The organism is Aquipseudomonas guryensis, from assembly GCF_014164785.1.
GTDB classification, from domain to species: Bacteria; Pseudomonadota; Gammaproteobacteria; order Pseudomonadales; family Pseudomonadaceae; genus Aquipseudomonas; species Aquipseudomonas guryensis.
On sequence record NZ_JACJFN010000002.1, the window covers coordinates 561,073 to 585,598 of the forward strand.

Sequence of the window (24,526 nt, forward strand, 5' to 3'; positions counted from 1 at the left end):
AAGTATCTGAAAATAAACAATATTTTTTTAGGCACGGCGATTGCTATGACTCTTCTGACTGACCGTCTTCTGACGGTTTGCCAAGCGAGAGAAGAGCATGAGCCAAGCTGCCCAACCATCCCCGAGTCCTCAAGCCGCCGTTGCCGCGCCGGTTGAACAGGCCAGTCGTGCCAGCCTGGAGCAGGCGTTCGAGCTGTTCAACCAGATGTCGACGCAGCTCACGGCCTCCTACAGCATGCTTGAGGCTCGGGTTACCGAGCTCAAGGGGCAGCTGGCTCTGGTCAGCGCCCAGCGCATGCAGGAGCTGGCGGAGAAGGAGCGCTTGGCCCATCGCCTCCAAAGCCTGCTCGATCTGCTCCCCGGTGGGGTGATCGTGATCGACGGCCAGGGCGTGGTCCGCGAGGCCAATCCGGTGGCGCGTACTCTGCTGGTGAAGCCGCTGGTTGGCATGCTCTGGCGTGAAGTCATCAGCCGCAGTTTTGCCCCACGCGAAGATGATGGTCATGAAATTTCCCTCAAGGATGGCCGCCGGCTATCCATTGCCACCCGTTCGTTGCATGGCGAGCCGGGGCAGCTTGTGCTTTTGACTGACCTGACGGAAACCCGTCGCCTGCAGGATCAACTCTCCCGTCATGAGCGCCTCTCGGCCCTCGGCCGCATGGTCGCCTCGTTGGCCCACCAGATTCGTACGCCGCTGTCCGCGGCACTGCTGTATGCCAGCCATCTGACCGAGCAGGCCTTGCCTCTGGAGCAGCAGCAGCGCTTCGCCGGGCGCCTCAAGGAGCGCCTGCATGAGCTGGAGCACCAAGTGCGTGACATGCTGGTGTTTGCCCGCGGCGAGTTGCCTTTGCCCAACCGTATCGCGCCGTCGGTATTTTTCGATGCCCTGCGCGCCGCCGCCGAGGTGCATGTGCAGGACATGAGCGTGCGCTGGCAATGCGATGCCCGCGCCGGCGAGTTGCTGTGCAACCGCGACACCCTGGTCGGCACCGTACTCAATCTGATCCAGAACTCGATTCAGGCGGCCGGCCGCGAGGCGCGTCTGAAGATTCATCTGTACGCCCGTGGCAACACCTTGCGCCTGTGCGTCAGCGATAACGGCGACGGTATCGATCCGGCGACCCTGGCGCGCCTCGGCGAGCCGTTCTTTACCACCAAGACCACCGGCACCGGCCTCGGCCTGGCTGTGGTCCAGGCCGTGGCACGTGCCCACCAAGGCGAGCTGCAACTGCGCTCGCGGGTGGGCCGCGGCACCTGTGCCACCCTCGTTCTGCCGCTGCTGCCCGCAGCGCATCCGGTTTCTCAGGAGTAATGCCATGACTGCCAAAATTCTGCTGGTCGAAGATGACCGCGCGTTGCGCGAGGCACTGGCCGACACCCTGCTGCTCGGCGGCCATGACCTGCGTGCCGTGGCGTGCGCCGAAGAGGCATTAGTCGCGCTGACCGAGGAGGCCTTCAGCCTGGTGGTCAGCGACGTCAACATGCCGGGCATGGACGGCCATCAACTGCTGGCCTTGATCCGCAGCCGTTACCCGCAACTGCCGGTGCTGCTGATGACCGCTTATGGCGCCGTGGAGCGCGCGGTGGATGCGATCCGTCAGGGCGCTGCGGATTACCTGGTCAAACCCTTCGAGCCCAAGGCCCTGCTGGATCTGGTCGCTCGTCACGCACTTGGCCGCCTCAGTGCCAGCGATTGCGATGGTCCGATTGCCTGCGAGCCGGCCAGCCTGCAATTGCTGGAGCTGGCCGCGCGGGTGGCACGCAGCGATTCGACCGTGCTGATCTCCGGCGAGTCCGGTACCGGCAAGGAGGTGCTGGCGCGCTACATCCACCAGCAATCGCCGCGGGCCGGCAAGCCGTTCATTGCGATCAACTGCGCGGCGATTCCGGACAACATGCTCGAAGCCACCCTGTTTGGTCACGAGAAGGGCGCGTTCACTGGCGCCATCGCCGCTCAGCCAGGCAAGTTCGAGCTGGCCGAAGGTGGCACCATCCTGCTCGATGAAATTTCCGAGATGCCCATGGCGCTGCAGGCCAAGCTGCTGCGGGTGTTGCAGGAGCGCGAAGTGGAGCGGGTTGGCGCGCGCAAGCCGATCACCCTGGATATCCGCGTACTGGCCACCACCAACCGCGATCTGGCCGGCGAAGTCGCTGCTGGGCGTTTCCGTGAAGACCTCTACTATCGCCTGTCGGTCTTCCCGCTGGCGTGGCGTGCCCTGCGCGAGCGTACTGCCGATATTCTGCCGCTGGCCGAGCGCCTGCTGGCCAAGCACGTCAAAAAAATGAATCACGGCGCCGTGCAGCTTTCTCCGCAGGCGCGTGCCTGCCTGATTGCCCATCCCTGGCCGGGTAATGTGCGCGAACTGGATAACGCCATTCAGCGTGCGCTGATCCTGCAGCAAGGTGGGCTGATCCAGCCCCATGACTTGTGTCTGACCGCGCCTATCGGCATGGCGCCGCTGCCGATGACTGCGCCACCGCTCAGTCTGGTGATCAACAGCCCGGCTCCGCTGGAGCAGGAGTCGCCGGCGGAGGCATCCGGTGCCCTGGGGGACGACCTGCGGCGCCGTGAGTTCCAGATGATCATCGATACCCTGCGCTCCGAGCGTGGTCGTCGCAAGGAGGCCGCCGAGCGCCTGGGCATCAGCCCGCGCACCCTGCGTTACAAGCTGGCGCAGATGCGGGATGCCGGTATGGATGTCGAGGCTTACCTGTTCGCCAGCTAGGAGCCTATAGCTCCTTGAGTAGTCAGCCAGTCCTCTGGCTGAACGCTTCACGCTAGACCCCTCTTTGGCCCGCCCGTGCGGGCCTTTCTTTTTGGCACCCTTGTTGCAGATACCTCTTTACAGAGCCGCGTAGCGTCAAAAAACCGCGGCCGCCGGAGAACGATCATGAGTCAAGGTGTCGAGTTCAATCGCCTGATGTTGGAAATGCGCTCCATGCAGATGGAGGCCATGGCCAAGCAGAAGCCGCCTGCCATTAGCGCGCCGGAGCCGGGTGCGCCGAGCTTCTCCGAGATGCTCGGCCAGGCGGTGGGCAAGGTGAACGAGACCCAGCAGGCCTCGACGCAACTGGCCAACGCCTTCGAGATGGGCCAGGGCGGCGTCGACATCACCGACGTGATGATCGCCTCGCAGAAAGCCAGTGTTTCCTTCCAGGCCATGACCCAGGTGCGCAACAAGCTGGTCCAGGCCTACCAAGACATCATGCAGATGCCGGTTTAACAGAGCGGAATTGAGTCATGGCTGAAGCAGTCGCTGCAAATATGCCCGCCACCACGGCGGCGGAACCGAAGAAACCCTTGCTCGGTTTGTCGTTCCTGGAAAACCTCTCCGACATGTCGATGCTGCGGCAGATCGGCCTGCTGGTCGGCCTGGCCGCCAGCGTGGCGATTGGTTTCGCTGTGGTGCTCTGGTCGCAACAGCCGGATTATCGTCCGCTGTACAGCAACCTGGCGGGGATGGACACCAACCAGGTTATCGAGACCCTGGCCGCTGCCGATATCGCCTACACCATCGAGCCGAACTCCGGCGCGCTGCTGGTCAAGTCCGAAGACTATGGCCGTGCGCAGCTGAAACTGGCCGGCGCCGGCGTGGCACCGAGCGACGGCAACATCGGCTTCGAGATCCTCGATCAGGAGCAAGGCCTGGGTACCAGCCAGTTCATGGAGGCCACGCGTTACCGTCGCGGCCTGGAAGGCGAACTGGCGCGCACCGTCTCCAGCTTGAACAATGTCAAAGGTGCTCGCGTGCACCTGGCCATTCCGAAAAGTTCGGTGTTCGTGCGCGATGAGCGCAAGCCGAGCGCCTCGGTGCTGGTCGAGCTGTACCCGGGCCGTACCCTGGAGCCGAGTCAGGTTATGGCCATCGTCAACCTGGTCGCCACCAGCGTGCCGGAGTTGAGCAAATCGCAGATCACCGTGGTCGACCAGAAAGGCAACCTGCTCTCCGATCAGCAGGAAATGTCCGAGCTGACCATGGCCGGCAAGCAGTTCGACTACAGCCGGCGCATGGAAAGCCTGTTCACCCAGCGCGTGCACAACATCCTGCAGCCGGTGCTGGGCACCGGTCGCTACAAGGCGGAAGTGTCGGCGGATGTCGACTTCAGCGCAGTCGAATCAACTTCGGAAATGTTCAACCCAGACCAACCGGCCCTGCGCAGCGAGCAGCAGGTCAACGAACAGCGCTCCAGCAGCCTGCCGCCGCAAGGCGTGCCGGGTGCCCTGAGCAACCAGCCGCCAGGTGCCGCCTCCGCGCCGGAGCAGGCTGCAGCGGCACCGGCGCCGCCTGGGCCGGTGGCCTCTGGGCAGCCGCTGCTGGATGCCAATGGTCAACAGGTCATCGATCCGGCGACCGGTCTGCCGATGCTGGCACCTTATCCGGCGGACAAGCGCGAGCAGTCCACCCGCAACTTCGAGCTGGACCGTTCGATCAGCTACACCAAGCAGCAGCAGGGCCGCCTCAAGCGCCTGTCGGTAGCAGTGGTGCTCGACGATCAGGTCAAGATCAACGCAGAAACCGGCGAAGCCAGCCGTGCGCCCTGGAGTGCCGAGGAACTGGCGCGCTTCACTCGCCTGGTGCAGGACGCCGTGGGTTTCGATGCCAGCCGCGGTGACAGTGTCAGCGTGATCAACACCTCGTTCACCACCGACCTGGCCGATGTCGTCGAACTGCCCTGGTACCAGAACGAACTGTTCCTGATGGCCATGGGCGGGCTGAGACAACTGGTGCCGGCACTGCTGATCTTCATCCTGGTCTGGTTCGTCCTGCGTCCGGTGATGAAGAACATCGCCAACCCGAACAAAGGCGGGGTGGGCGCCGATGGCAATGTCGAGCTGGGTGACATGGGCGGCCTGGACGGCGAGCTGTCGGCCGATCGCGTCAGCCTCGGTGGCCCGCAGAGCATTCTGCTGCCGAGCCCCTCCGAGGGGTATGATGCACAATTGAACGCCATCAAGAGTTTGGTGGCAGAAGATCCGGGCCGCGTTGCCCAGGTTGTGAAAGAGTGGATCAACGCCGATGAGTAACGAAAACGTCCGCCTCACCAAACTGAGCAAGGTCGACAAGGCCGCCATTCTCTTGCTGTCCCTCGGCGAAACCGATGCCGCGCAGGTGCTGCGCCACCTCGGGCCGAAGGAAGTACAGCGGGTCGGCGTGGCCATGGCCGGCATGCGCAATGTGCAGCGTGAGCAGGTCGAGCAGGTGATGGGCGAGTTCGTCGATATTGTCGGCGATCAGACCAGCCTGGGGGTGGGCTCCGATGCCTATATCCGCAAGATGCTCACCGCCGCCCTGGGCGAGGACAAGGCCGGCAACCTGATCGACCGTATCCTCCTGGGCGGCAGCACCAGCGGTCTGGACAGCCTGAAATGGATGGAACCGCGCGCCGTGGCCGACGTGATCCGCTACGAACACCCGCAGATCCAGGCCATCGTGGTCGCGTACCTCGACCCGGATCAGGCCGGTGAGGTGCTTGGCCACTTCGACCACAAGGTGCGCCTGGACATCGTCCTGCGCGTGTCTTCGCTGAACACCGTGCAGCCGGCGGCGCTCAAGGAACTCAACCTGATCCTCGAGAAGCAGTTTTCCGGCAGCTCCAATACCACCCGCGCCAACCTCGGCGGGGTCAAGCGCGCCGCGGACATCATGAACTTCCTCGACAGTTCGATCGAAGGCCAACTGATGGACTCGATCCGCGAAGTCGACGAAGACCTGTCGACCCAGATCGAAGATCTGATGTTCGTCTTCGACAACCTCGCCGATGTCGACGACAAGGGCATCCAGGCGCTGCTGCGCGAGGTGTCGTCCGATGTGCTGGTGCTGGCGCTCAAGGGCGCCGACGAAGCAATCAAGGAAAAAGTCTTCAAGAACATGTCCAAGCGCGCCGCCGAGTTGCTGCGCGACGACCTGGACGCCAAGGGGCCGGTTCGCGTCAGCGACGTCGAGACCGCGCAGAAGGAAATCCTCACCATTGCCCGTCGCATGGCCGAGTCTGGCGAGATCGTTCTCGGCGGCGCGGGCGGCGAAGCGATGATCTAAGCGGCGGACACCGGCATGGCCCCCAAGGAAGCCCCCAGCGAGCTGATTCGCGCCAAGGATGTCGGCGGTTTCGATCGCTGGGCCTTGCCCAGCTTCGATCCTGCCGTGGAAGTGCCGGCCGAGCCGGAGCCCGAACCGGTTGCCGAACCCGAGCTGCAGCCGCAGATGGAAGAGGTTGCCATCGAGGAAGTCAAACCGCTGACGCTCGATGAAGTCGAGGCGATCCGTCAGGATGCCTACAACGAAGGCTTTGCCATCGGCGAGAAGGATGGCTTCCACGCCGGCCAGCTCAAGGCCAAGCAGGAAGGCGAGGCGGCCCTGGCCCTCAAGGTCAAGAGTCTGGAACAGCTGATGAGCCAGCTGCTGGAACCCATCGCCAACCAGGATCAGGAGCTGGAACAGGCCCTGGTCAACCTGGTCAGCCAGATGACCCGCCAGGTGATCCAGCGCGAGCTGACCACCGACTCCAGTCAGATCCGCAGCGTCCTGCGCGAGGCGCTGGTCCTTCTGCCGATGGGTGCCAGCAATATCCGCATTCACATTCATCCGCAGGATTTCGAACTGGTCAAAGCCCTGCGCGAGCGCCATGAAGAAAACTGGCGGATTGTCGAGGACGAATCCCTGCTGCCTGGCGGTTGCCGGGTGGAGAGCGAGCACAGCCGCATCGATGCGAGCATAGAAACGCGTATGGCGCTGGCGCTCAAGCAGCTGTTCGAGCAGCAGCGCACGCAAGTGACCAATCCGCCTGAGGCGGATATCCGCGTGGACCTGGATATGCCCGATGCGCCTTGAGCGGATCAGTTTCGCCAAGCGCCTGGTTGGCTACAGCGAGGCGGTCGAGCTGCCGAGCCAGCCGGTGGTCGAGGGACGCCTGCTGCGCATGGTCGGCCTGACCCTGGAGGCCGAAGGCCTGCGTGCCGCGCTGGGCAGTCGCTGCCTGGTGATCAACGATGACAGCTACCACCCGGTGCAGGTGGAGGCCGAGGTGATGGGCTTCTCCGCCGGCAAGATCTTCCTCATGCCCGTCGGTAGCCTGGCGGGGATTGCTCCGGGTGCCCGAGTAGTGCCGCTGCCTGATGCCGGGCGTCTGCCGATGGGCATGTCGATGCTCGGCCGGGTGCTCGATGGCGCCGGTCGCGCCCTAGATGGCAAGGGCGGGATGAAGGCCGAAGACTGGGTGCCGATGGACGGCCCGGCGATCAATCCGCTGAATCGCCATCCGATCAGCGAGCCGCTGGATGTGGGCATTCGCTCGATCAACGGCCTGCTTACAGTCGGGCGCGGCCAGCGCCTGGGCCTGTTTGCCGGTACCGGTGTGGGTAAGTCGGTGCTGCTGGGCATGATGACCCGCTTCACCGAGGCCGACATCATCGTCGTGGGCCTGATTGGCGAACGCGGTCGCGAGGTCAAGGAGTTCATCGACGAGATTCTCGGCGAGGAGGGCATCAAGCGCTCGGTGGTGGTGGCCTCGCCAGCCGATGACGCGCCCTTGATGCGTCTGCGCGCCGCCATGTACTGCACGCGGATCGCCGAATATTTCCGCGACAAGGGCAAGAACGTCCTGCTGCTGATGGATTCGCTGACCCGCTTCGCCCAGGCCCAACGCGAGATCGCCCTGGCCATCGGCGAGCCGCCAGCGACCAAGGGTTACCCGCCCTCGGTCTTCGCCCGCTTGCCAAAGCTGGTAGAACGTGCCGGCAATGCCGAGGCCGGTGGCGGTTCGATCACCGCGTTCTACACCGTGCTTTCCGAGGGTGACGACCAGCAGGATCCGATCGCCGATGCTGCCCGTGGCGTGCTCGACGGTCACTTCGTGCTGTCACGCCGGCTTGCCGAGGAGGGGCACTACCCGGCCATCGACATCGAAGCCTCGATCAGCCGGGTCATGCCGCAGGTGGTGAGCCCGGAACACATGCGCCAGGCCCAGCGGTTCAAGCAGCTGTGGTCGCGTTATCAGCAAAGTCGCGATCTGATCAGCGTCGGCGCCTACGTACCTGGCGGTGATGCCGATACCGATCTGGCCATCGCCCGCCAACCGGCCATGGCGCGCTACCTGCGCCAGGGCCTGCAGGAGAGCGAAGGGCTCGACGCCAGCGCCACGCAGTTGAGCCAGGTCTTCAATCCCACGGCGCAGGCCTGATAAATGGCCAACAGTCGTGCCGCGCGCCTGGCACCGGTAGTTGAGATGGCCGAGCGCGCCGAGCGCGAAGCCGCCCGTCAGTTGGGCCACTGCCAGGGCCTGCTGGGCAAGGCCGAGGCGCAACTTGGCGAACTCGAGCGCTACCGTGGCGACTACCAGCAGCAATGGATCACCGAAGGCCGCCAGGGCGTGTCCGGGCAGTGGCTGATGAACTACCAGCGTTTCCTCTCGCAACTGGAAACCGCCATTGGCCAGCAGCATCAGAGCGTCAACTGGCACCGCGAAAATCTGGCTAAGGCGCGCAGCATCTGGCAACAGCGCTATGCTCGTCTGGAGGGCCTACGCAAGCTGGTGCAACGTTACCTCGATGAGGCGCGCCTGGCTGAAGACAAACGCGAGCAGAAACTGCTCGACGAACTGGCCCAACGCCTGCCTATGCGTGATCAACGATGATCGCGGTTGCCCGCTGTGACAGCCGGTGCTAAATCTGTCGCAGCGCAGCACGTACAAACAATAAGGAGTGCTTCATGAGCATCAGCGCACTGCCCTCGAATGACGGACAGGAACTGACCATTCAGATTCAGGGGCGCTTCGATTTTTCGGCGCACCAGGAGTTCCGCGACGCCTACGAGCGCGTGAACATGACTCCCAAACGTTATGTGGTGGATCTCAAAGCTGCCACTTACCTCGACAGCTCGGCCTTGGGCATGCTCCTGCTGCTGCGAGACCATGCCGGTGGCGACCATGCGCGCATCAGCCTGATCAATTGCAATCCGGACGTGCGCAAGATTCTGTCCATCTCCAACTTCGAACAGCTGTTCCAGATCGGCTGAGCCAGCATGCCGACGCGCTTGTCCATTCTGATTGCCGAGGACAACGCCGCGGATCGCATGCTGCTGTCCACTATTGTCAATCGCCAGGGGCATCGCGCGCTGACTGCCAGTAATGGCCTTGAGGCGGTCATGCTGTTCGAGCAGGAGCGTCCGCAGCTGGTGCTGATGGATGCGTTGATGCCGGTGATGGATGGTTTCGAGGCGGCGCGGCGGATCAAGGCCTGCGCTGGCGAGTCACTGGTGCCGATCATCTTCCTCACCTCGCTGACCGAGAGCGAAGCGCTGGTGCGTTGCCTGGAGGCGGGCGACGACTTTCTCGCCAAGCCCTACAACCGGGTCATTCTGGAAGCCAAGATCCGTGCCATGGATCGTCTGCGTCGTTTGCAGGATACGGTCATGCGCCAGCGCGACCTGATCGCCAAGCACAACGAGCACCTGCTTACCGAGCAGCGGGTGGCCAAGGCGGTATTCGACAAGGTGGCGCATTCGGGCTGCCTGAATGCGCCGAACATCCGCTACCTGCAGTCGCCCTTTGCCCTGTTCAACGGTGATCTGCTGCTGGCGGCCTTCAAGCCTTCGGGTGGTATGCATGTGCTGCTCGGCGATTTCACCGGCCATGGCTTGCCGGCCGCCATCGGCGCCATGCCCCTGGCCGAAGTGTTCTACGGTATGACCGCCAAGGGTTTTTCCATGGCGGAAATCCTCCGTGAGATGAATGCCAAGCTCAAACGCATCCTGCCGGTAGGGGTATTCTGCTGCGCGACGGTGCTCAACCTGAGCTTCCAGCGTCGGGTGGTGGAAGTGTGGAACGGTGGCTTGCCCGATGGCTATCTGTACCACGCGGCTACCGGCGAACGCACCGCCCTGGTCTCGCGCTACCTGCCGCTGGGGGTGCTGGAGTCTGCCAGCTTCAATGACCACTACGAGGTGCATCCGCTGGCCCTGGGTGATCGGCTGTTCCTATTCTCCGACGGAGTGCTGGAAACCTGCGACAGCGATGGGCAGATGTTCGGTGAGCAGCGCCTGCAGGCGATTTTCGAGGGGCAGCATCCTGCCGAGCGCCTGTTTGACGAGATCCAGCAGGCGCTAGCGGCGTTCCGTGGCGAGGCCCAGGACGACGTGAGCATGATCGAACTCGGCCTGATCGAGGAGGGCGGGCTGAGTCGGCCGCCGCTGGCCTTCTCCGATAGCGGCCAGAGTAGCCCGCTGGACTGGTCGGCCAGTTTCGAGTTCCGCGCGCAAACCCTCAAACGCTTCAATCCGCTGCCTTTCCTGTTGCAGCTACTGCTTGAAGTGCAGGGCCTGCGCGCCCAGGGCGGAGCGCTGTATACGGTACTGGCCGAGTTGTACTCCAATGCCCTGGAACATGGTGTGCTGGGCCTGGACTCGGCGCTCAAGTGCAATGCCGATGGTTTTGCCCAGTACTACCAGCAACGCGCCACGCGCCTGGGCGAACTGCAGGACGGCTATGTGCGCTTTCATCTGGAGCTCCTGCCGCAGACCGAGGGCGGGCGTTTGCGCGTGCGGGTCGAGGACAGTGGCAGTGGTTTCGATGTCGTCGGTGCGCTGGATTGCACGCAGGTGAGCGCCGGACTCAGTGGCCGTGGCTTGCGCCTGGTGCGCCAGCTGACCCAGCACTGCGAGTGGTCGGCGGACGGTCGTGGGGTAAGCGTGGAGTTCTGCTGGTCGGCTCAGGCATAATCGCCGCTCGCGATCAAGGAGTGAGCAGGTGTCCGACCTCCACCTCGACAACAATGTGCTGGTAGCGCTGCAGGATGTCATGGAAGACGAGTATCCGGTGCTCTTGGATACTTTTCTGGCCGACTCCGATGAGCGTCTGCGTAGCCTGCAGCATGCCCTGCAGGCCGCCGATGCACAGGCTTTGCGCCTGGCTGCGCACAGCTTCAAAGGCAGCTGCAGCAACATGGGCGCGCCACTACTGGCAGGCCTGTGCAAGCAGCTGGAAGAGGCTGCGCGTCGCGAACAGCTGGATGCGGCCCCTGGGCTGATCGAACAGGTCGAGCGCGAGTTCGCCATCGTGCGCATCCTGTTTCGCGCCGAGCGCCAGCGTTACCGCTAGTTTTCGCGCCCAATTTCCCGCTCTTTGGCATGTTCTTGGTCGCGCATCAGGAACCTGGCCCACTGCTTGCTATATCCCGGTACGACCCAACCCAAACGGAGAGTACCCATGTCCGTTGCACCGGATTTCCTGTTACAGACCGCGCCCGATGTGCGGCCCAAGGCGGCTGTAGCCAAGCCTCCGGCCAATGCGCCAGAGCCCGTCAAAAACGAGGCCTCCAGCTTTGCCGAGGTGTACGCCAAGGAGCGTCAGAACAAGGTGGCGGAACGCAAGGAGGCGGCAGCCAAGTCCGACGCGCGGTCGGCTGACGAGAATAAATCGGCAGAGCCGGCGGCTGGCGAGGCGGCCGCGGAGCAGCCAGTTGTTGCCGATAGCGGCAAGGCCTTGCCGGAGGAAGGTGTGGCTGAGGAAGAGTCGACCCTCGACCCTCTGCTGCTGATGGCCATGACAGGCCAGCTACCCGTCGAAGAGGTTGCGCAAACCGCGGTTGAGGGTGAAGGCCTGGTTGTCCCGGAAGGCGAGGGCGAGGCCAGCAGCGATACAGCGCTGCCAACCCTGCCGCCTACCACCCCGACGGTGAACAGTGCTGCGCCAGCGACACTTACCGAAGCCAGTCATGATCCCGAGCTGGATATGCTCAACAGTCTGCCGGGTGTGCGTATGGCGCTGGAAATAGGGGCGCAAAACCAGGCGGCGGCTCAGCAGCAGTTGAGTCCCGGGGCCTTGGCGGCGCAGAAGGCGGTCAATCCCAGTGAAGGCTTTGCCAATGCTCTGGCGGCAATGGCCGGTGATGCCGTACCCGCAGAAGAGGGCGAAAGCAGCGAGCTGGATACGGCCGAACTGCTTGGCGAAAGCGTGGAAAGCAGCCTGCCGGGTGTGCGTGAGGGGCAGACGGACGCACGCGCCGATGCCCTGGCCAGCAAGCTCAGCGCCTTGAGCCAGGCGATTGCCCAGCAGACGACTGGTGCACAGCGTTTGCCGCTGGTGCCGGGGCAGGCAGTCGCCATGCAGCAGGGCGCGTGGAGTGAGGCGGTGGTCGACCGGGTCATGTGGCTGTCCAGCCAGAACCTCAAGTCGGCGGAGATCCAGCTCGACCCGGCTGAGCTGGGGCGCCTGGAAGTGCGCATCGAGATGAACAAGGATCAGGCCGCTCAGGTGACCTTCATCAGTGCCAACGCCAACGTGCGTGACCAGCTGGAAGGGCAGATGCAGCGCCTGCGTGACATGTTCACCCAGCAGGGCATAGGCCAGCTGGATGTCAACGTCTCCGATCAGTCGCTGGCGCGCGGCTGGCAAGGTGGCGGTGAGGATTCTCAGCGTCAGTCCGGCCGCTCCGGTGGTTCCGGCCTGGGGGGGGATGAAGAATTGCTCAGTGGCATCAGCGAGGTTCGCAGCCCCACCAGCAGCGCTCCGCGTGGCCTGGTGGACTACTACGCCTGACCTGTCGCACCTCGATTCAAGGTGAAAACTGCGCCCGGTGCTGAGAAAAGCGCCGGGCGCAGTCGTTTTCGGGTGACAGGCGGTCTGTGCCTTGGTATATCGGCAGGCTGTGTCGGCGGGCGCTTGAGCAGCTATTTTGTTTACAAGGTGGCATAACACTTGCTCCTAAGCCTTTGACCGCAGACAAAACCCTGATCAGCGACGGATTTTTGGCATGGCAAAGAAACAAGCGCCGCAACCTCCAGTGGATGGCGACAAACCCGCTGGCAAGAGCAAGTTGAAGCTCATCATCCTGATCGTGGTGGCGCTGCTGCTGGCTGTTGGTCTGTCGGTGGGCGCCACGCTGTTCCTGCTGGGCAAGAGCGATAGCAAGGCGCAAGAGGATGTGCCGGCCGAGGAGGGCGCTGCCGAGTCTGCGGCTCCCGTCAAGAAGCTGGCTATTTATGAACAGATAGCGCCGGCCTTTATCGTCAATTTCAATCACCAGGGCCGACAGCGCTACATGCAGGTCAGCGTGGCCCTGATGGCCCGCGATCAGGCCGAATTGGATGCCCTCAAGGTGCATATGCCGGTGCTACGTAACCGTCTGGTGATGATGTTCTCCGGCCAGGACTTCGCGACCTTGATCACCCCGCTAGGTAAGGAAATGCTGCGTCAGCAGGCCACCACCACGGTGCAGGAACTGGCGCAGAAGGAAACCGGAAAAACGGTGGTCGAACAGGTGTTGTTCACCAATCTAGTGTTGCAGTAGGCGGGAGTTACACATGGCCGTACAAGACCTGCTGTCACAGGACGAAATCGATGCGCTGCTGCATGGTGTCGATGACGGCCTGGTCGAGACCGAGGCGGACGCCGAACCCGGCAGCGTCAAAAGCTATGACCTGACCAGCCAGGACCGCATCGTCCGTGGGCGCATGCCGACCCTGGAGATGATCAACGAACGTTTTGCCCGTTACACCCGCATCAGCATGTTCAACCTGCTGCGCCGTTCTGCCGACGTGGCCGTGGGGGGCGTGCAGGTGATGAAGTTTGGCGAGTACGTACACTCGCTGTACGTGCCGACCAGCCTCAACCTGGTGAAGATGAAGCCGCTGCGTGGCACCGGGCTGTTCATTCTCGACGCCAAGCTGGTGTTCAAGCTGGTCGACAACTTTTTCGGCGGCGACGGCCGTCATGCCAAGATCGAGGGTCGTGAGTTCACCCCGACCGAGCTGCGCGTAGTGCGCATGGTGCTGGATCAGGCTTTTGTCGACCTCAAGGAAGCCTGGCACGCGGTGATGGATGTCAACTTCGAGTACATCAACTCGGAAGTGAACCCGGCACTGGCCAACATCGTCAGCCCCAGCGAAGTGGTTGTGGTTTCGACCTTCCATATCGAGCTGGATGGTGGTGGCGGCGACCTGCATATCACCATGCCGTATTCGATGATCGAGCCGATCCGCGAGATGCTCGATGCCGGCTTCCAGTCCGATGTCGACGACCAGGACGAGCGCTGGATCAAGGCCCTGCGCGAGGACATCCTCGACGTCAATGTACCGCTGGGTGCCACCGTGGCTCACCGCCAGCTGCGCCTGCGCGACATTCTGCACATGCAGCCGGGTGACGTAATTCCGGTGGAGTTGCCGGAAAGCGTGATCATGCGTGCCAACGGCGTGCCTGCGTTCAAGGTCAAGCTGGGCGCGCACAAAGGCAACCTGGCCATGCAGGTAATCGAACCTATCGAGCGTTTGCGTTAAGCAGGCGCCAGGGTCTGGTGTGACCAGGCCTGCCCCAATAATTAGCCCGCCGAGGAATAGCGATGGCAGACGAAGAAGAAGGCACCTCCCCCGAGGAGCAGGCACTGGCCGATGAGTGGGCTGCGGCATTGGCCGAAGCCGGCGATGACGCCGCGCAGGATGATATCGATGCGCTGATGGCCCAGGGTGGTGGCGCGGCAGAGCCGGCGGCACCGCGCGTGGCGATGGAAGAGTTTGGCGCCGGGCCCAAGCCCGGTAATGGTCCGGTCAGCCTGGACGGGCCGAACCTGGACGTGATCCTCGACATCCCGGTATCGATCTCCATGGAAGTCGGCAGCACCGATATTTCCATCCGCAACCTGCTGCAACTCAACCAGGGCTCGGTGGTGGAACTCGATCGTCTGGCGGGCGAGCCGCTGGATGTTCTGGTCAACGGCACGCTGATCGCCCATGGCGAGGTGGTGGTGGTCAACGAAAAGTTCGGCATCCGCCTGACCGACGTGATCAGCCCCAGCGAGCGCATCAAGAAACTGCGCTGAGACGATCATGCACAAACTCTTCGGTTTGCTGCTGGCCCTGCCACTGATGGCCCTGGCCGAGGTGCCGGCGAAAGCGGCTGCACCAGCGGTGACGCCGATGGCTACCGCCGGCATCGGTGGTCAACTGGTACAGCTGCTGTTCGGCCTGCTGCTGGTGATTGGCCTGATTTTCGCCCTGGCCTGGGTCATGCGCCGGGTGCAGCAGTTCGGCCCGCGCGGTGGCCAGTCGATCAAACTGGTGGCCAGCCAGGCACTCGGTCCGCGTGATCGTTTATTGCTGGTGCAGGTGGGCGGCGAACAGATTCTTCTGGGTATCAGCGCCGGGCGTATCACTCCACTGCATGTGCTCAAGGAGCCGGTGCTGCTCAGTGAGGCCGAACCGGCCACGCCGGAATTTGCCCAGCGCCTGATGGAGCTGCTCGGCAAGGATCAGCAGGGCCCCAAGGACAAGGACAAGACATGAGCGCCTGGCGCATTCTGCTGACCCTGCTGCTGGCACTGGCGGCACCGCTGGCGTTCGGCGCCGATGACCCTCTGTCGCTCAAGGCGATTACCCTGAGCACCAACGCCGAAGGGCAACAGGAGTATTCGGTCAGCCTGCAGATCCTGCTGATCATGACGGCGCTGAGCTTCATTCCGGCGTTCGTCATGCTGATGACCAGCTTCACCCGGATCATCATCGTGTTTTCCATTCTGCGTCAGGCCTTGGGCCTGCAGCAGACGCCGTCGAACCAGATCCTCATCGGTCTGGCGCTGTTCCTGACCCTGTTCATCATGGCCCCGGTGTTCGACAAGATTAACCAGGATGCCCTGCAACCCTACCTCAACGAGCAGCTGCCGGCGCAGCAGGCGATCGCCAAGGCAGAGGGGCCGATCAAGGAGTTCATGCTGGCGCAGACCCGCGCCTCCGACCTGGAGCTGTTCGTGCGCCTGTCCAAGCGTACCGATATCGCTTCGCCGGAGCAGGCGCCGCTGACCATCCTGATTCCGGCCTTCGTCACCTCCGAGCTGAAGACCGCGTTCCAGATCGGCTTCATGATCTTCATCCCGTTCCTGATCATCGACATGGTGGTGGCCAGTATCCTCATGGCGATGGGTATGATGATGCTCTCGCCGCTGATCATCTCGCTGCCGTTCAAGATCATGCTGTTCGTCCTGATCGATGGCTGGGCGCTGATCATGGGTACCCTGGCCGGCAGTTTCGGCACCCTATAGCGAGGCTGATATGACTCCGGAAATCGCCGTCGACCTGTTCCGTGAAGCGCTCTGGCTGACTGCTCTGATCGTCGGCCTGCTGGTTATGCCCAGCCTGCTGGTGGGCCTGCTGGTGGCCATGTTTCAGGCTGCGACACAGATTAACGAACAGACCCTGAGCTTCGTCCCGCGCCTGCTGGTGATGCTGCTCACCCTGATCTGGGCCGGACCCTGGCTAGTACGCCAGCTGATGGAGTACACCCAGAACCTGATCCAGAACATCCCGCTGTTGATCGGCTGATGCTCGAACTGACCAACGCACAGATCGGCGGCTGGCTGGGGCAGTTCCTCCTGCCGCTGTTTCGGATCGCCTCGATGCTGATGGTCATGCCGGTGATCGGTACCCAACTGGTGCCGGCGCGGGTGCGCCTGTACCTGGCGCTGGCGATCTGCCTGGTGCTGGCACCGACCTTGCCGCCGATGCCGCAGGTCGACTCGGTGAGCCTGCAGTCGATGCTGCTGATTGGCGAACAGGTGCTGATCGGGGTGATGTTCGGCTTCGTTCTGCAGTTGTATTTCCACCTGTTCGCCGTGGCCGGACAGATCATCGCCATCCAGATGGGCCTGGGCTTCGCCTCCATGGTCGATCCGGCCAACGGCGTGTCGGTGCCGGTGCTCGGCCAGTTCCTGCTGATGCTGGTGACCTTGCTGTTTCTGGCCATGAATGGCCATCTGGTGGTGTTCGAGGTGCTCGCCGAGAGCTTCATCACCTTGCCGGTCGGGCAGGGTCTGCTGCTCGACCACTACTGGGAGCTGGCCGGCAAGCTCAGCTGGGTCATGGCCGCCGGCCTGCTGCTGTCGCTGCCGGTGGTGATCGCCCTGCTGGTGGTCAACCTGGCCTTCGGTGTGATGACCCGCGCGGCGCCGCAGTTGAACATCTTTTCCATCGGTTTTCCCCTGACCCTGGTGTTGGGGCTGTTCATTTTCTGGGTGGGCACCGCCGATTTCCTCGCACATTTCCAGATGTTCACCAGCGAGGCCCTGCAACTGCTGCGCGAACTGGCGCGGGTGAGGTAACGCATGGCGGAAAGCGAGAGCGGTGCCGACAAAAGCGAGGAACCCACTAGTAAGCGCCTGGAAGAGGCGCGCAAGAAGGGGCAGATTGCCCGCTCGCGGGAGCTCAATACCCTCGCGGTGACTCTGGCAGGTGCCATTGCGCTGCTGATGTTCGGCGCGCAGATGGGCGATGACCTGCTGGACATCATGCGTAGCAGCTTCAGCATGTCGCGCGAAGACCTGCTGGATGAGCGCAACATGTCTCTGCATTTGCTGGCAGCCGGTAAGGTGGCGCTGGAATTGATGCAGCCGTTTCTGATCGTGCTGCTGATTGCTTCCATTGTCGGCCCCATTGCCCTGGGCGGCTGGCTGTTCTCGGCTGAGGCCCTGCAGCCCAAGGCCAGCCGGATGAATCCCTTGGCAGGGCTCAAGCGCATGTTCTCGACCCATGCTTTGGTCGAGTTGCTCAAGGCCCTGGCCAAATTCGTCATCATCCTGCTGGTGGGGCTTGCAGTGCTTTCGGCTGACCAGGATGACCTGCTGGCCCTGGCCAATGAATCGGTCGACTCGGCCATTTTTCACGGTGCGCTGATCGTCGGCCAGAGCACCCTGTGGCTGGCCTGTGGTCTGATTCTTATCGCAGCAGTGGATGTGCCCTTTCAGCTCTGGGATGCCAAGCAGAAGCTGATGATGACCAAGCAGGAAGTGCGCGACGAGTACAAGGACAGCGAGGGCAAGCCCGAGGTCAAGTCGAAGATCCGCCAGTTGCAGCGGCAGATGGCCGAGCGGCGCATGATGCAGCAGGTGCCGGAGGCCGACGTGGTGATTACCAACCCGACGCACTTCGCCGTGGCCCTCAAGTACGACCCGGCCAAGGGCAATGCGCCGGTGCTGCTGGCCAAGGGCGGCGACTTCCTGGCGCTGAAGATTCGTGAGATCGCCCAGGAGCACAAGGTTACCCTGCTCGAATCGCCCGCCTTGGCGCGGGCGGTGTACTTCTCCACCGAAATCGATCACGAAATTCCCGCCGGCCTCTACCTGGCCGTGGCCCAGGTGCTGGCCTACGTCTACCAGCTCAAGCAGTTCCGCGCCGGCAAGGGCAAGCGCCCAGGGCCGCTGCCGGATCTGCCGATTCCACCGGATCTGCGCCGCGACGATTAGTGCGCTGCACGTTCGTCGCCTGCCTTTGACAGCTCTGCCGTGCGACCTACACCTGCTAGTAGGTCGGTGGCCTTGCCGTTGCCGTGGTACTGAACCTGAACGGAGTCAGATCACTCGCTACGGAGCATCCCATGGCCAGAATTGCCCTCACGAGCGCCCTGCGCGGCGAATACGAACACCTCTTCAACAGCTGCCAGATCCGTCCGGCCAAGGCCGGCGAGGTCGAAGCCCTGATCGATAAATTGAATGGCAACCGCGCCAGATACCAGCAGGTCGGTCAGGCCCTAGGTGTGCCCTGGGGCTTTATCGCGGTGGTGCACAATATGGAAAGCAGTCAAAGCTTCACCGGCCACCTGCACAACGGCGATCCACTCACGGCGCGTACCGTGCAGGTACCCGCCGGGCGGCCGAAGAGCGGAAATCCGCCCTTTACCTGGGAGGAGAGCGCCGAAGATGCCCTGCTGCTGAAGAAACTGGGCGCGATGACCGACTGGAGTCTGGCCGGTACGCTCTACCAATTGGAGTTATACAACGGCTTCGGCTACCGCCTGCACCACCCGCATGTGCTGACGCCCTATCTGTGGAGTTACTCCAATCACTACAACAGCGGTAAATATGTGGCCGATGGCACCTGGTCCGACAGCGCGGTTTCCAGGCAATGTGGCGCCGCTGTGTTGCTGCGGCGCATGGCCGAGCGCGGCCTGACCGAGTTCGCCGATCAGCCAAAACCCGTGGTGGCAACGGTGCCGTTGGTAGGGGCTTACTCGATGAGTGCGTCCACCGATCCACTCCAGACGCGGCGGGTCGAGGTCCTTCAGGCTTGGCTGAATACCTTTCCTGGAATTTTCGTCAAGGTCGACGGCATCCCCGGCAAGCGCACTTCCGAGGCTTACCAGTTGGTGACGGGTAGTTACCTGCCGGGCGATCCACGGGCGCGTCAGCGCATTGCCGCCTAGCCGCTGAGCCGTCCTGTAATAAGCAGGGCGGCCCTTGTTTCGCGGGTGCTGCAGGCTCGTCGAGCAAATTGGAATGCTTCTTGCCATAACCTCAGCACGGCGCGCTTTCGCGTCAAAAGATTGAATAGGCTGGGGAAAACAAGTGGCAGTGGATCGCGCGCAAATCATCGGTGACGTACGCACCAACCTGTCGGGATTACGCCACGGCAATCTGGGCATCCCGCTGATGCTGCTGGTCATGCTCGCCATGGTCATGCTGCCGATCCCGCCATTTCTGCTCGACGTGCTGTTTACCTTCAGTATTGCCCTGTCCATCGTGGTCCTGCTGGTGGCGATCTATTCCTTGCGCCCGCTGGATTTTGCCGTGTTCCCGACCGTGCTGCTGGCCGCGACGCTGCTGCGTCTGGCGTTGAACGTGGCGTCCACGCGGGTGGTGCTGTTGCATGGCCAGGACGGTCACGATGCTGCCGGTAAGGTGATTCAGGCCTTTGGTGAGGTGGTGATCGGCGGTAACTACGTGGTCGGTGCGGTGGTGTTCGCCATCCTCATGATCATCAACTTCGTGGTGGTTACCAAAGGCGCCGGACGCATTTCCGAGGTGAGCGCACGCTTCACCCTGGATGCCATGCCCGGCAAGCAGATGGCCATCGACGCCGACCTCAACTCCGGCCTGATCGACCAGGCGGAAGCCAAGCGCCGGCGTACCGAAGTGTCCCAGGAAGCCGACTTCTATGGCTCTATGGACGGTGCCAGCAAGTTTGTCCGCGGTGACGCCATTGCCGGTCTGCTGATTCTGTTCATCAACCTGATCGGCGGCATCGCCATCGGCATGTTCCAGCACGACCTGGCTTTTGCCGATGCTGGGCGCATCTACACGCTGCTGACCATCGGTGACGGTCTGGTGGCGCAGATTCCCTCGCTGTTGCTGTCCACTGCGGCGGCAATCATGGTCACCCGCGTGTCGACCTCGGAAGACATGGGCGCCCAGGTGGGCCGGCAGATGTTCGCTTCGCCGCGCGCACTGGCGGTCGCCGCGGCCATCATGATTGCCATGGGCCTGGTGCCGGGCATGCCGCATTTCTCCTTCATTAGCCTCGGCCTTGCGGCTGCTGGCGCCGCCTACTGGATCGCCAACAAGCAGCGCAAGGGCAAGGAAGAAGAGGTCAAGGAAGTCCAGCGCCAGCAGGAGCTGCTGCCGGCGCAGCGCGCCCAGGAGGTCAAGGAGTTGGGCTGGGACGACGTCACCCCGGTAGACATGGTCGGCCTGGAGGTGGGCTATCGCCTGATCCCGCTGGTCGATCGGGCCCAGGGTGGGCAGCTGCTGGCGCGGATCAAGGGGGTACGCAAGAAGCTGTCCCAGGAAATGGGCTTCCTGATGCCCTCGGTGCATATCCGCGACAACCTCGACCTGTTGCCCAACGCCTACCGCCTGACCCTGATGGGCGTCAGCGTGGCCGAGGCCGAGGTCTACCCGGAGCGTGAGCTGGCAATCAATCCGGGGCAGGTGTTCGGCACCCTCAACGGCATCGCCGCCAAGGACCCGGCGTTCGGCCTGGAGGCGGTGTGGATCGATCCGACCCAGCGCGACCAGGCGCAATCACTCGGCTACACGGTGGTGGACGCCAGCACCGTGGTCGCCACGCACCTCAACCAGGTGCTGCACAAACACGCCCATGAACTGCTCGGCCATGAGGAAGTGCAGCAGCTGCTGCAACTGCTGGCCAAGAGCTCGCCGAAGCTGGCCGAAGAGCTGGTGCCGGGCCTGGTGTCGCTGTCGACCCTGCTCAAGGTGCTGCAGGCCTTGCTGCAGGAGCAGGTGCCGGTGCGCGACATCCGCACCATCGCCGAAGCCATCGCCAATGTGGCGCCAAAGAGTCAAGATCCCGCCGCGATGGTCGCCGCGGTGCGTGTCGCGCTGGCCCGTGCAATCGTGCAAAGCGTTGTGGGACTAGAGCCGGAGCTGCCTGTGATCACCCTGGAGCCCAGGTTGGAACAGATATTGCTCAATAGCCTGCAGAAGGCCGGTCAGGGCTCCGAGGATGGCATCCTCCTCGAACCTGGCATGGCCGAAAAGCTGCAACGCTCCCTGGTGGAAGCGGCGCAGCGCCAGGAAATGCTCGGCAAACCAGTGATACTGCTGGTGGCCGGCCCGGTTCGGGCGATGCTCTCGCGCTTTGCGCGGCTCGCAGTACCCAGCATGCATGTCCTGGCTTATCAGGAAATACCGGATAACAAGCAGGTCACGATCGTTGCCACGGTCGGCCAGAACTGAGGGTTCTAAGCCATGCAAGTCAAACGCTTCTTCGCCGCCGATATGCGTCAAGCCATGAAACTGGTGCGCGATGAGCTGGGCGCCGACGCTGCCATCATCGGCAACCGTCGGGTGGCCGGCGGTGTCGAGCTGACTGCCGCGCTGGACTATCAGCTGCCGGCCGAGCCGGTGCGCCAGCCTAACCCGGCGCTGGAGGCCGAGCTGCGCAAGACCCAGGCGAAGATCGCCAATGCCCAGGCCGACCTGACCAGCCGGGCGATTGCCGACGAGCGTAAGGATCGCCAGCTGTTCGCCAACGAATCGATCATCGCCCCCGAACTGCCTGCCTCCCTGGTCAAGCCGCAGCGCCCGGCAGCCCCGCAGGCGGCACCCGTCGCGGCTCGTCCGAGCGCAGACCAGGGCGCCATCGATGCCATGCGCTTCGAGCTGCATGGCCTGCGTGAACTGATCGAAGTGCAGCTGGGCTCGATTGCCTGGGGTCAGCTGCAGACCCGCAAGCCGCAACAGGCCAACCTGTGGCGTCGCCTGCAGCGCATGGGCCTGTCCGCAGAAATTTCCAAGGCGCTGCTGGAGCGTGTTGCCAAGGTGGCCGAGCCGCGCCAGGCCTGGCGCATGCTGCTGGCGCACCTGGCCCACGCGATCAAGACGCCGAAAGTAGAGCCGCTGGAGGAGGGTGGCGTGATCGCCCTGGTCGGCCCGGCCGGCATGGGCAAGACCACCACCCTGGCCAAGCTGGCGGCGCGTTATGTGCTCAAGTACGGCCCGCAGAGTATTGCCCTGGTGAGCATGGACAGCTTCCGTATCGGTGCCCAGGAGCAGCTGAAGACCCTCGGCCGTATCCTCGATGTCTCGGTGACCCTGGTCGATCCGGGCCAGTCGCTGGTCCAGGCCCTGGCGCCGCTGGCGCGCAAACGCGTGGTGCTGATCGATACCGCCGGCCTGCCGGCCAACGATCCGGCCCTGCGCATGCAGCTGGAAAGCCTCGCCGGGCGCGGCGTGAATGCCAAAAATTACCTGGTGCTGGCCGCCACCAGCCAGAGCCAAGTGCTCAAGGCGGCCTACCATAGTTACAAGCGCTGCGGCCTGGCCGGTTGCATCCTGAGCAAACTGGATGAAGCCACCAGCCTTGGCGAAGTTTTAGGGCTGGCTATCAGCCAGCATCTACCGGTAGCCTATCTAACTGATGGGCCGAAGATTCCGGACGATGTGCAGGTGCCGCGCAGCCACCAACTGGTGAGCCGGGCTGTCAGCCTGCAAACCGCAGAAGATCCGAGCGAAGAAGCCATGGCGGATGTATTCGCCGGCCTGTACCACAATCCGGCCAGGCGAGCGGGTTAGGGCAGGCGGTAGCGGCCAAGGCGATCTAGTGTTGAGGAAAGGTCGGTGTAGTTGCCCGATCAGCCCAGTCCAGGCAAGACAAGGTGTGTAGAAAACATGGGTAGTTTGCATCCCGTACAGGTGATTGCAGTGACCGGCGGCAAAGGTGGCGTCGGCAAGACCAACGTATCGGTGAATCTGTCGCTGGCGCTGGCCGATCTCGGCCGCAGGGTCATGCTGATGGACGCCGACCTTGGCCTGGCCAACGTCGACGTGCTGCTCGGCCTGACGGCAAAGCGCACCCTGGCCGACGTAATATCCGGCGAGTGTGACCTCAAGGACGTGCTGATCCAGGGGCCCGGCGGCATTCGTATCGTGCCGGCGGCTTCTGGCACGCAGAGCATGGTGCAACTGACGCCCATGCAGCATGCCGGTCTGATCCAGGCCTTCAGTGACATCAGCGATAACCTCGACGTGCTGGTGATCGATACCGCCGCCGGGATCGGTGATGGCGTAGTCAGCTTCGTTCGCGCGGCCCAGGAAGTGATAGTCGTGGTTTGCGATGAACCGACCTCGATCACCGACGCCTATGCCCTGATCAAGCTGCTCAACCGCGACTACGGTATGAGTCGTTTCCGGGTTCTGGCCAATATGGCCCACAGCCCGCAGGAAGGTCGCAACCTCTTTGCTAAGCTGACTAAAGTGACGGACCGTTTCCTCGACGTGGCCCTGCAATACGTGGGTGCCGTGCCGTACGACGAGTCAGTCCGCAAGGCCGTGCAGAAGCAGCGCGCGGTCTATGAAGCTTTCCCGCGCTCGAAGTGCGCACTGGCGTTCAAGGCGATCGCCCAGAAAGTCGACACCTGGCCCTTACCGGCCAACCCGCGCGGCCATCTGGAATTTTTCGTCGAACGTTTGGTGCAGCAACCGATCGCGGGAACGGCGGTATGACAGCAGCAGCCAGTGGACTCCGTATGTACAACAAGGCGCAGGCGCAGGATTCCCAGCACCAGCTGATTGAGCGCTACGGGCCGCTGGTCAAGCGCATTGCCTACCACCTGCTGGCGCGACTGCCAGCCAGCGTGCAGGTGGATGATCTGATCCAGGCCGGCATGATCGGTCTGCTCGAAGCCTCGAAGAAATATGACGGAGGCAAGGGCGCCAGTTTCGAAACCTACGCCGGCATCCGCATCCGTGGTGCCATGCTCGATGAGGTGCGCAAGGGGGACTGGGCGCCGCGCTCGGTACACCGCAACACCCGCATGGTCAGTGATGCGATCCGTACGATTGAAGCAAGAACGGGCCGAGACGCTAAAGATCAAGAGGTTGCGGCCGAACTCCAATTGAGTCTCGAGGATTACTACGGCATTCTTGGCGACACTTTGGGCAGCCGCCTGTTCAGCTTCGACGACCTGATGCAGGACGGTGAACATGGCGGCATGCATGAAGACACCGGGAGCACCCAGACCGAACCTCTGCATGAGCTGGAAGACGAGCGCTTCCAGTCGGCGCTGGCCGATGCCATCGCCAATCTGCCGGAGCGCGAACGCCTGGTTTTGGCGCTGTACTACGACGAAGAACTGAATCTCAAGGAAATCGGTGAGGTCCTGGGAGTCAGTGAGTCCCGTGTCAGCCAGCTGCACAGCCAGTGCGCCGCACGTTTGCGCGCGCGTCTGGGTGAGTGGCGGGCCAGCTGAAGGGCTACCGGTTTCACGATTGCGGCGTCCCCGGGGGCCGGTGACGTTTAAGACTGTACGGAGGTCG

25 protein-coding genes are annotated in these 24,526 nt (G+C 63.0%); all 25 read left to right on the forward strand.

Annotated elements, in window-relative coordinates:
- The first annotated feature begins 97 nt into the window (after window positions 1–97).
- The 25 genes from H3H45_RS10340 to fliA all read left to right on the forward strand — a co-directional run bounded on the left by H3H45_RS10340 (window position 98) and on the right by fliA (window position 24,459).
- Window positions 98–1,312, forward strand: a complete 1,215-nt coding sequence (locus H3H45_RS10340) for a sensor histidine kinase (RefSeq protein WP_182833641.1) — start codon at window positions 98–100, stop codon at window positions 1,310–1,312.
- 4 nt (window positions 1,313–1,316) lie between these two features.
- Window positions 1,317–2,726, forward strand: a complete 1,410-nt coding sequence (fleR, locus tag H3H45_RS10345) for a sigma-54-dependent response regulator transcription factor FleR (protein ID WP_182833642.1) — start codon at window positions 1,317–1,319, stop codon at window positions 2,724–2,726.
- Between the two features lie 165 nt (window positions 2,727–2,891).
- A complete protein-coding gene (fliE, locus tag H3H45_RS10350; protein WP_182833643.1) occupies window positions 2,892–3,224 on the forward strand; it encodes a flagellar hook-basal body complex protein FliE in 333 nt (110 codons plus the stop codon).
- 17 nt (window positions 3,225–3,241) lie between these two features.
- A complete protein-coding gene (fliF, locus tag H3H45_RS10355) occupies window positions 3,242–5,026 on the forward strand; it encodes a flagellar basal-body MS-ring/collar protein FliF (protein WP_182833644.1) in 1,785 nt (594 codons plus the stop codon).
- The gene (fliG, locus tag H3H45_RS10360; protein ID WP_182833645.1) at window positions 5,019–6,038 is read left to right on the forward strand and encodes a flagellar motor switch protein FliG; all 1,020 of its coding nucleotides are present in this window, start codon (window positions 5,019–5,021) and stop codon (window positions 6,036–6,038) included. The genes fliF and fliG overlap by 8 nt, the downstream gene beginning before the upstream one ends.
- Before the next feature lie 15 nt (window positions 6,039–6,053).
- The gene (gene fliH / locus H3H45_RS10365; RefSeq protein WP_182833646.1) at window positions 6,054–6,830 is read left to right on the forward strand and encodes a flagellar assembly protein FliH; all 777 of its coding nucleotides are present in this window, start codon (window positions 6,054–6,056) and stop codon (window positions 6,828–6,830) included.
- A complete protein-coding gene (gene fliI / locus H3H45_RS10370; protein WP_182833647.1) occupies window positions 6,820–8,178 on the forward strand; it encodes a flagellar protein export ATPase FliI in 1,359 nt (452 codons plus the stop codon). The genes fliH and fliI overlap by 11 nt, the downstream gene beginning before the upstream one ends.
- Window positions 8,179–8,181: 3 nt before the next feature.
- Window positions 8,182–8,631, forward strand: a complete 450-nt coding sequence (gene fliJ / locus H3H45_RS10375; protein ID WP_173205937.1) for a flagellar export protein FliJ — start codon at window positions 8,182–8,184, stop codon at window positions 8,629–8,631.
- 74 nt (window positions 8,632–8,705) lie between these two features.
- A complete protein-coding gene (locus H3H45_RS10380; RefSeq protein ID WP_182833648.1) occupies window positions 8,706–9,011 on the forward strand; it encodes an STAS domain-containing protein in 306 nt (101 codons plus the stop codon).
- 6 nt (window positions 9,012–9,017) lie between these two features.
- Window positions 9,018–10,712 (forward strand): fused response regulator/phosphatase, encoded by a 1,695-nt coding sequence (locus H3H45_RS10385; protein ID WP_182833649.1) that lies wholly within the window; start codon window positions 9,018–9,020, stop codon window positions 10,710–10,712.
- Between the two features lie 28 nt (window positions 10,713–10,740).
- Complete coding sequence (locus tag H3H45_RS10390) at window positions 10,741–11,091, forward strand: Hpt domain-containing protein (RefSeq protein WP_182833650.1); 351 nt, start codon at window positions 10,741–10,743, stop codon at window positions 11,089–11,091.
- 108 nt (window positions 11,092–11,199) lie between these two features.
- Complete coding sequence (locus H3H45_RS10395) at window positions 11,200–12,531, forward strand: flagellar hook-length control protein FliK (RefSeq protein ID WP_182833651.1); 1,332 nt, start codon at window positions 11,200–11,202, stop codon at window positions 12,529–12,531.
- 214 nt (window positions 12,532–12,745) lie between these two features.
- Window positions 12,746–13,282, forward strand: coding sequence for a flagellar basal body-associated protein FliL (fliL, locus tag H3H45_RS10400; RefSeq protein ID WP_182833652.1), 537 nt, complete (start codon window positions 12,746–12,748; stop codon window positions 13,280–13,282).
- 13 nt (window positions 13,283–13,295) lie between these two features.
- Window positions 13,296–14,267 carry a flagellar motor switch protein FliM gene (fliM, locus tag H3H45_RS10405; RefSeq protein WP_182833653.1) on the forward strand — a complete coding sequence of 324 codons (972 nt, stop codon included), beginning with the start codon at window positions 13,296–13,298 and terminating at the stop codon, window positions 14,265–14,267.
- A 62-nt stretch (window positions 14,268–14,329) separates the two neighbouring features.
- On the forward strand, window positions 14,330–14,806 hold the full coding sequence (gene fliN, locus H3H45_RS10410; protein WP_182833654.1) for a flagellar motor switch protein FliN: 477 nt from the start codon (window positions 14,330–14,332) through the stop codon (window positions 14,804–14,806).
- Window positions 14,807–14,813: 7 nt separating this feature from the next.
- Window positions 14,814–15,269: a flagellar biosynthetic protein FliO gene (gene fliO, locus H3H45_RS10415; protein ID WP_182833655.1), complete on the forward strand. Its 456-nt coding sequence runs from the start codon at window positions 14,814–14,816 to the stop codon at window positions 15,267–15,269.
- Window positions 15,266–16,021 (forward strand): flagellar type III secretion system pore protein FliP, encoded by a 756-nt coding sequence (gene fliP, locus H3H45_RS10420; protein ID WP_182833656.1) that lies wholly within the window; start codon window positions 15,266–15,268, stop codon window positions 16,019–16,021. The genes fliO and fliP overlap by 4 nt, the downstream gene beginning before the upstream one ends.
- A 10-nt stretch (window positions 16,022–16,031) precedes the next feature.
- The gene (gene fliQ, locus H3H45_RS10425; RefSeq protein ID WP_182833657.1) at window positions 16,032–16,301 is read left to right on the forward strand and encodes a flagellar biosynthesis protein FliQ; all 270 of its coding nucleotides are present in this window, start codon (window positions 16,032–16,034) and stop codon (window positions 16,299–16,301) included.
- Window positions 16,301–17,077, forward strand: coding sequence for a flagellar biosynthetic protein FliR (gene fliR / locus H3H45_RS10430; RefSeq protein ID WP_182833658.1), 777 nt, complete (start codon window positions 16,301–16,303; stop codon window positions 17,075–17,077). Before fliQ ends, fliR begins: the two co-directional genes overlap by 1 nt.
- Window positions 17,078–17,080: 3 nt before the next feature.
- On the forward strand, window positions 17,081–18,217 hold the full coding sequence (flhB, locus tag H3H45_RS10435) for a flagellar biosynthesis protein FlhB (protein WP_182833659.1): 1,137 nt from the start codon (window positions 17,081–17,083) through the stop codon (window positions 18,215–18,217).
- Between the two features lie 131 nt (window positions 18,218–18,348).
- Entirely contained in the window at window positions 18,349–19,173 is an 825-nt protein-coding gene (locus tag H3H45_RS10440; RefSeq protein ID WP_182833660.1) for a hypothetical protein, read from the forward strand.
- Window positions 19,174–19,321: 148 nt separating this feature from the next.
- Window positions 19,322–21,445: a flagellar biosynthesis protein FlhA gene (gene flhA / locus H3H45_RS10445; RefSeq protein WP_182833661.1), complete on the forward strand. Its 2,124-nt coding sequence runs from the start codon at window positions 19,322–19,324 to the stop codon at window positions 21,443–21,445.
- A 12-nt stretch (window positions 21,446–21,457) separates the two neighbouring features.
- Window positions 21,458–22,783: a flagellar biosynthesis protein FlhF gene (flhF, locus tag H3H45_RS10450; protein ID WP_182833662.1), complete on the forward strand. Its 1,326-nt coding sequence runs from the start codon at window positions 21,458–21,460 to the stop codon at window positions 22,781–22,783.
- Window positions 22,784–22,879: 96 nt separating this feature from the next.
- A complete protein-coding gene (gene fleN, locus H3H45_RS10455) occupies window positions 22,880–23,713 on the forward strand; it encodes a flagellar synthesis regulator FleN (protein ID WP_182833663.1) in 834 nt (277 codons plus the stop codon).
- Window positions 23,710–24,459, forward strand: a complete 750-nt coding sequence (gene fliA, locus H3H45_RS10460) for an RNA polymerase sigma factor FliA (RefSeq protein ID WP_182833664.1) — start codon at window positions 23,710–23,712, stop codon at window positions 24,457–24,459. The genes fleN and fliA overlap by 4 nt, the downstream gene beginning before the upstream one ends.
- Window positions 24,460–24,526: the final 67 nt, after the last annotated feature.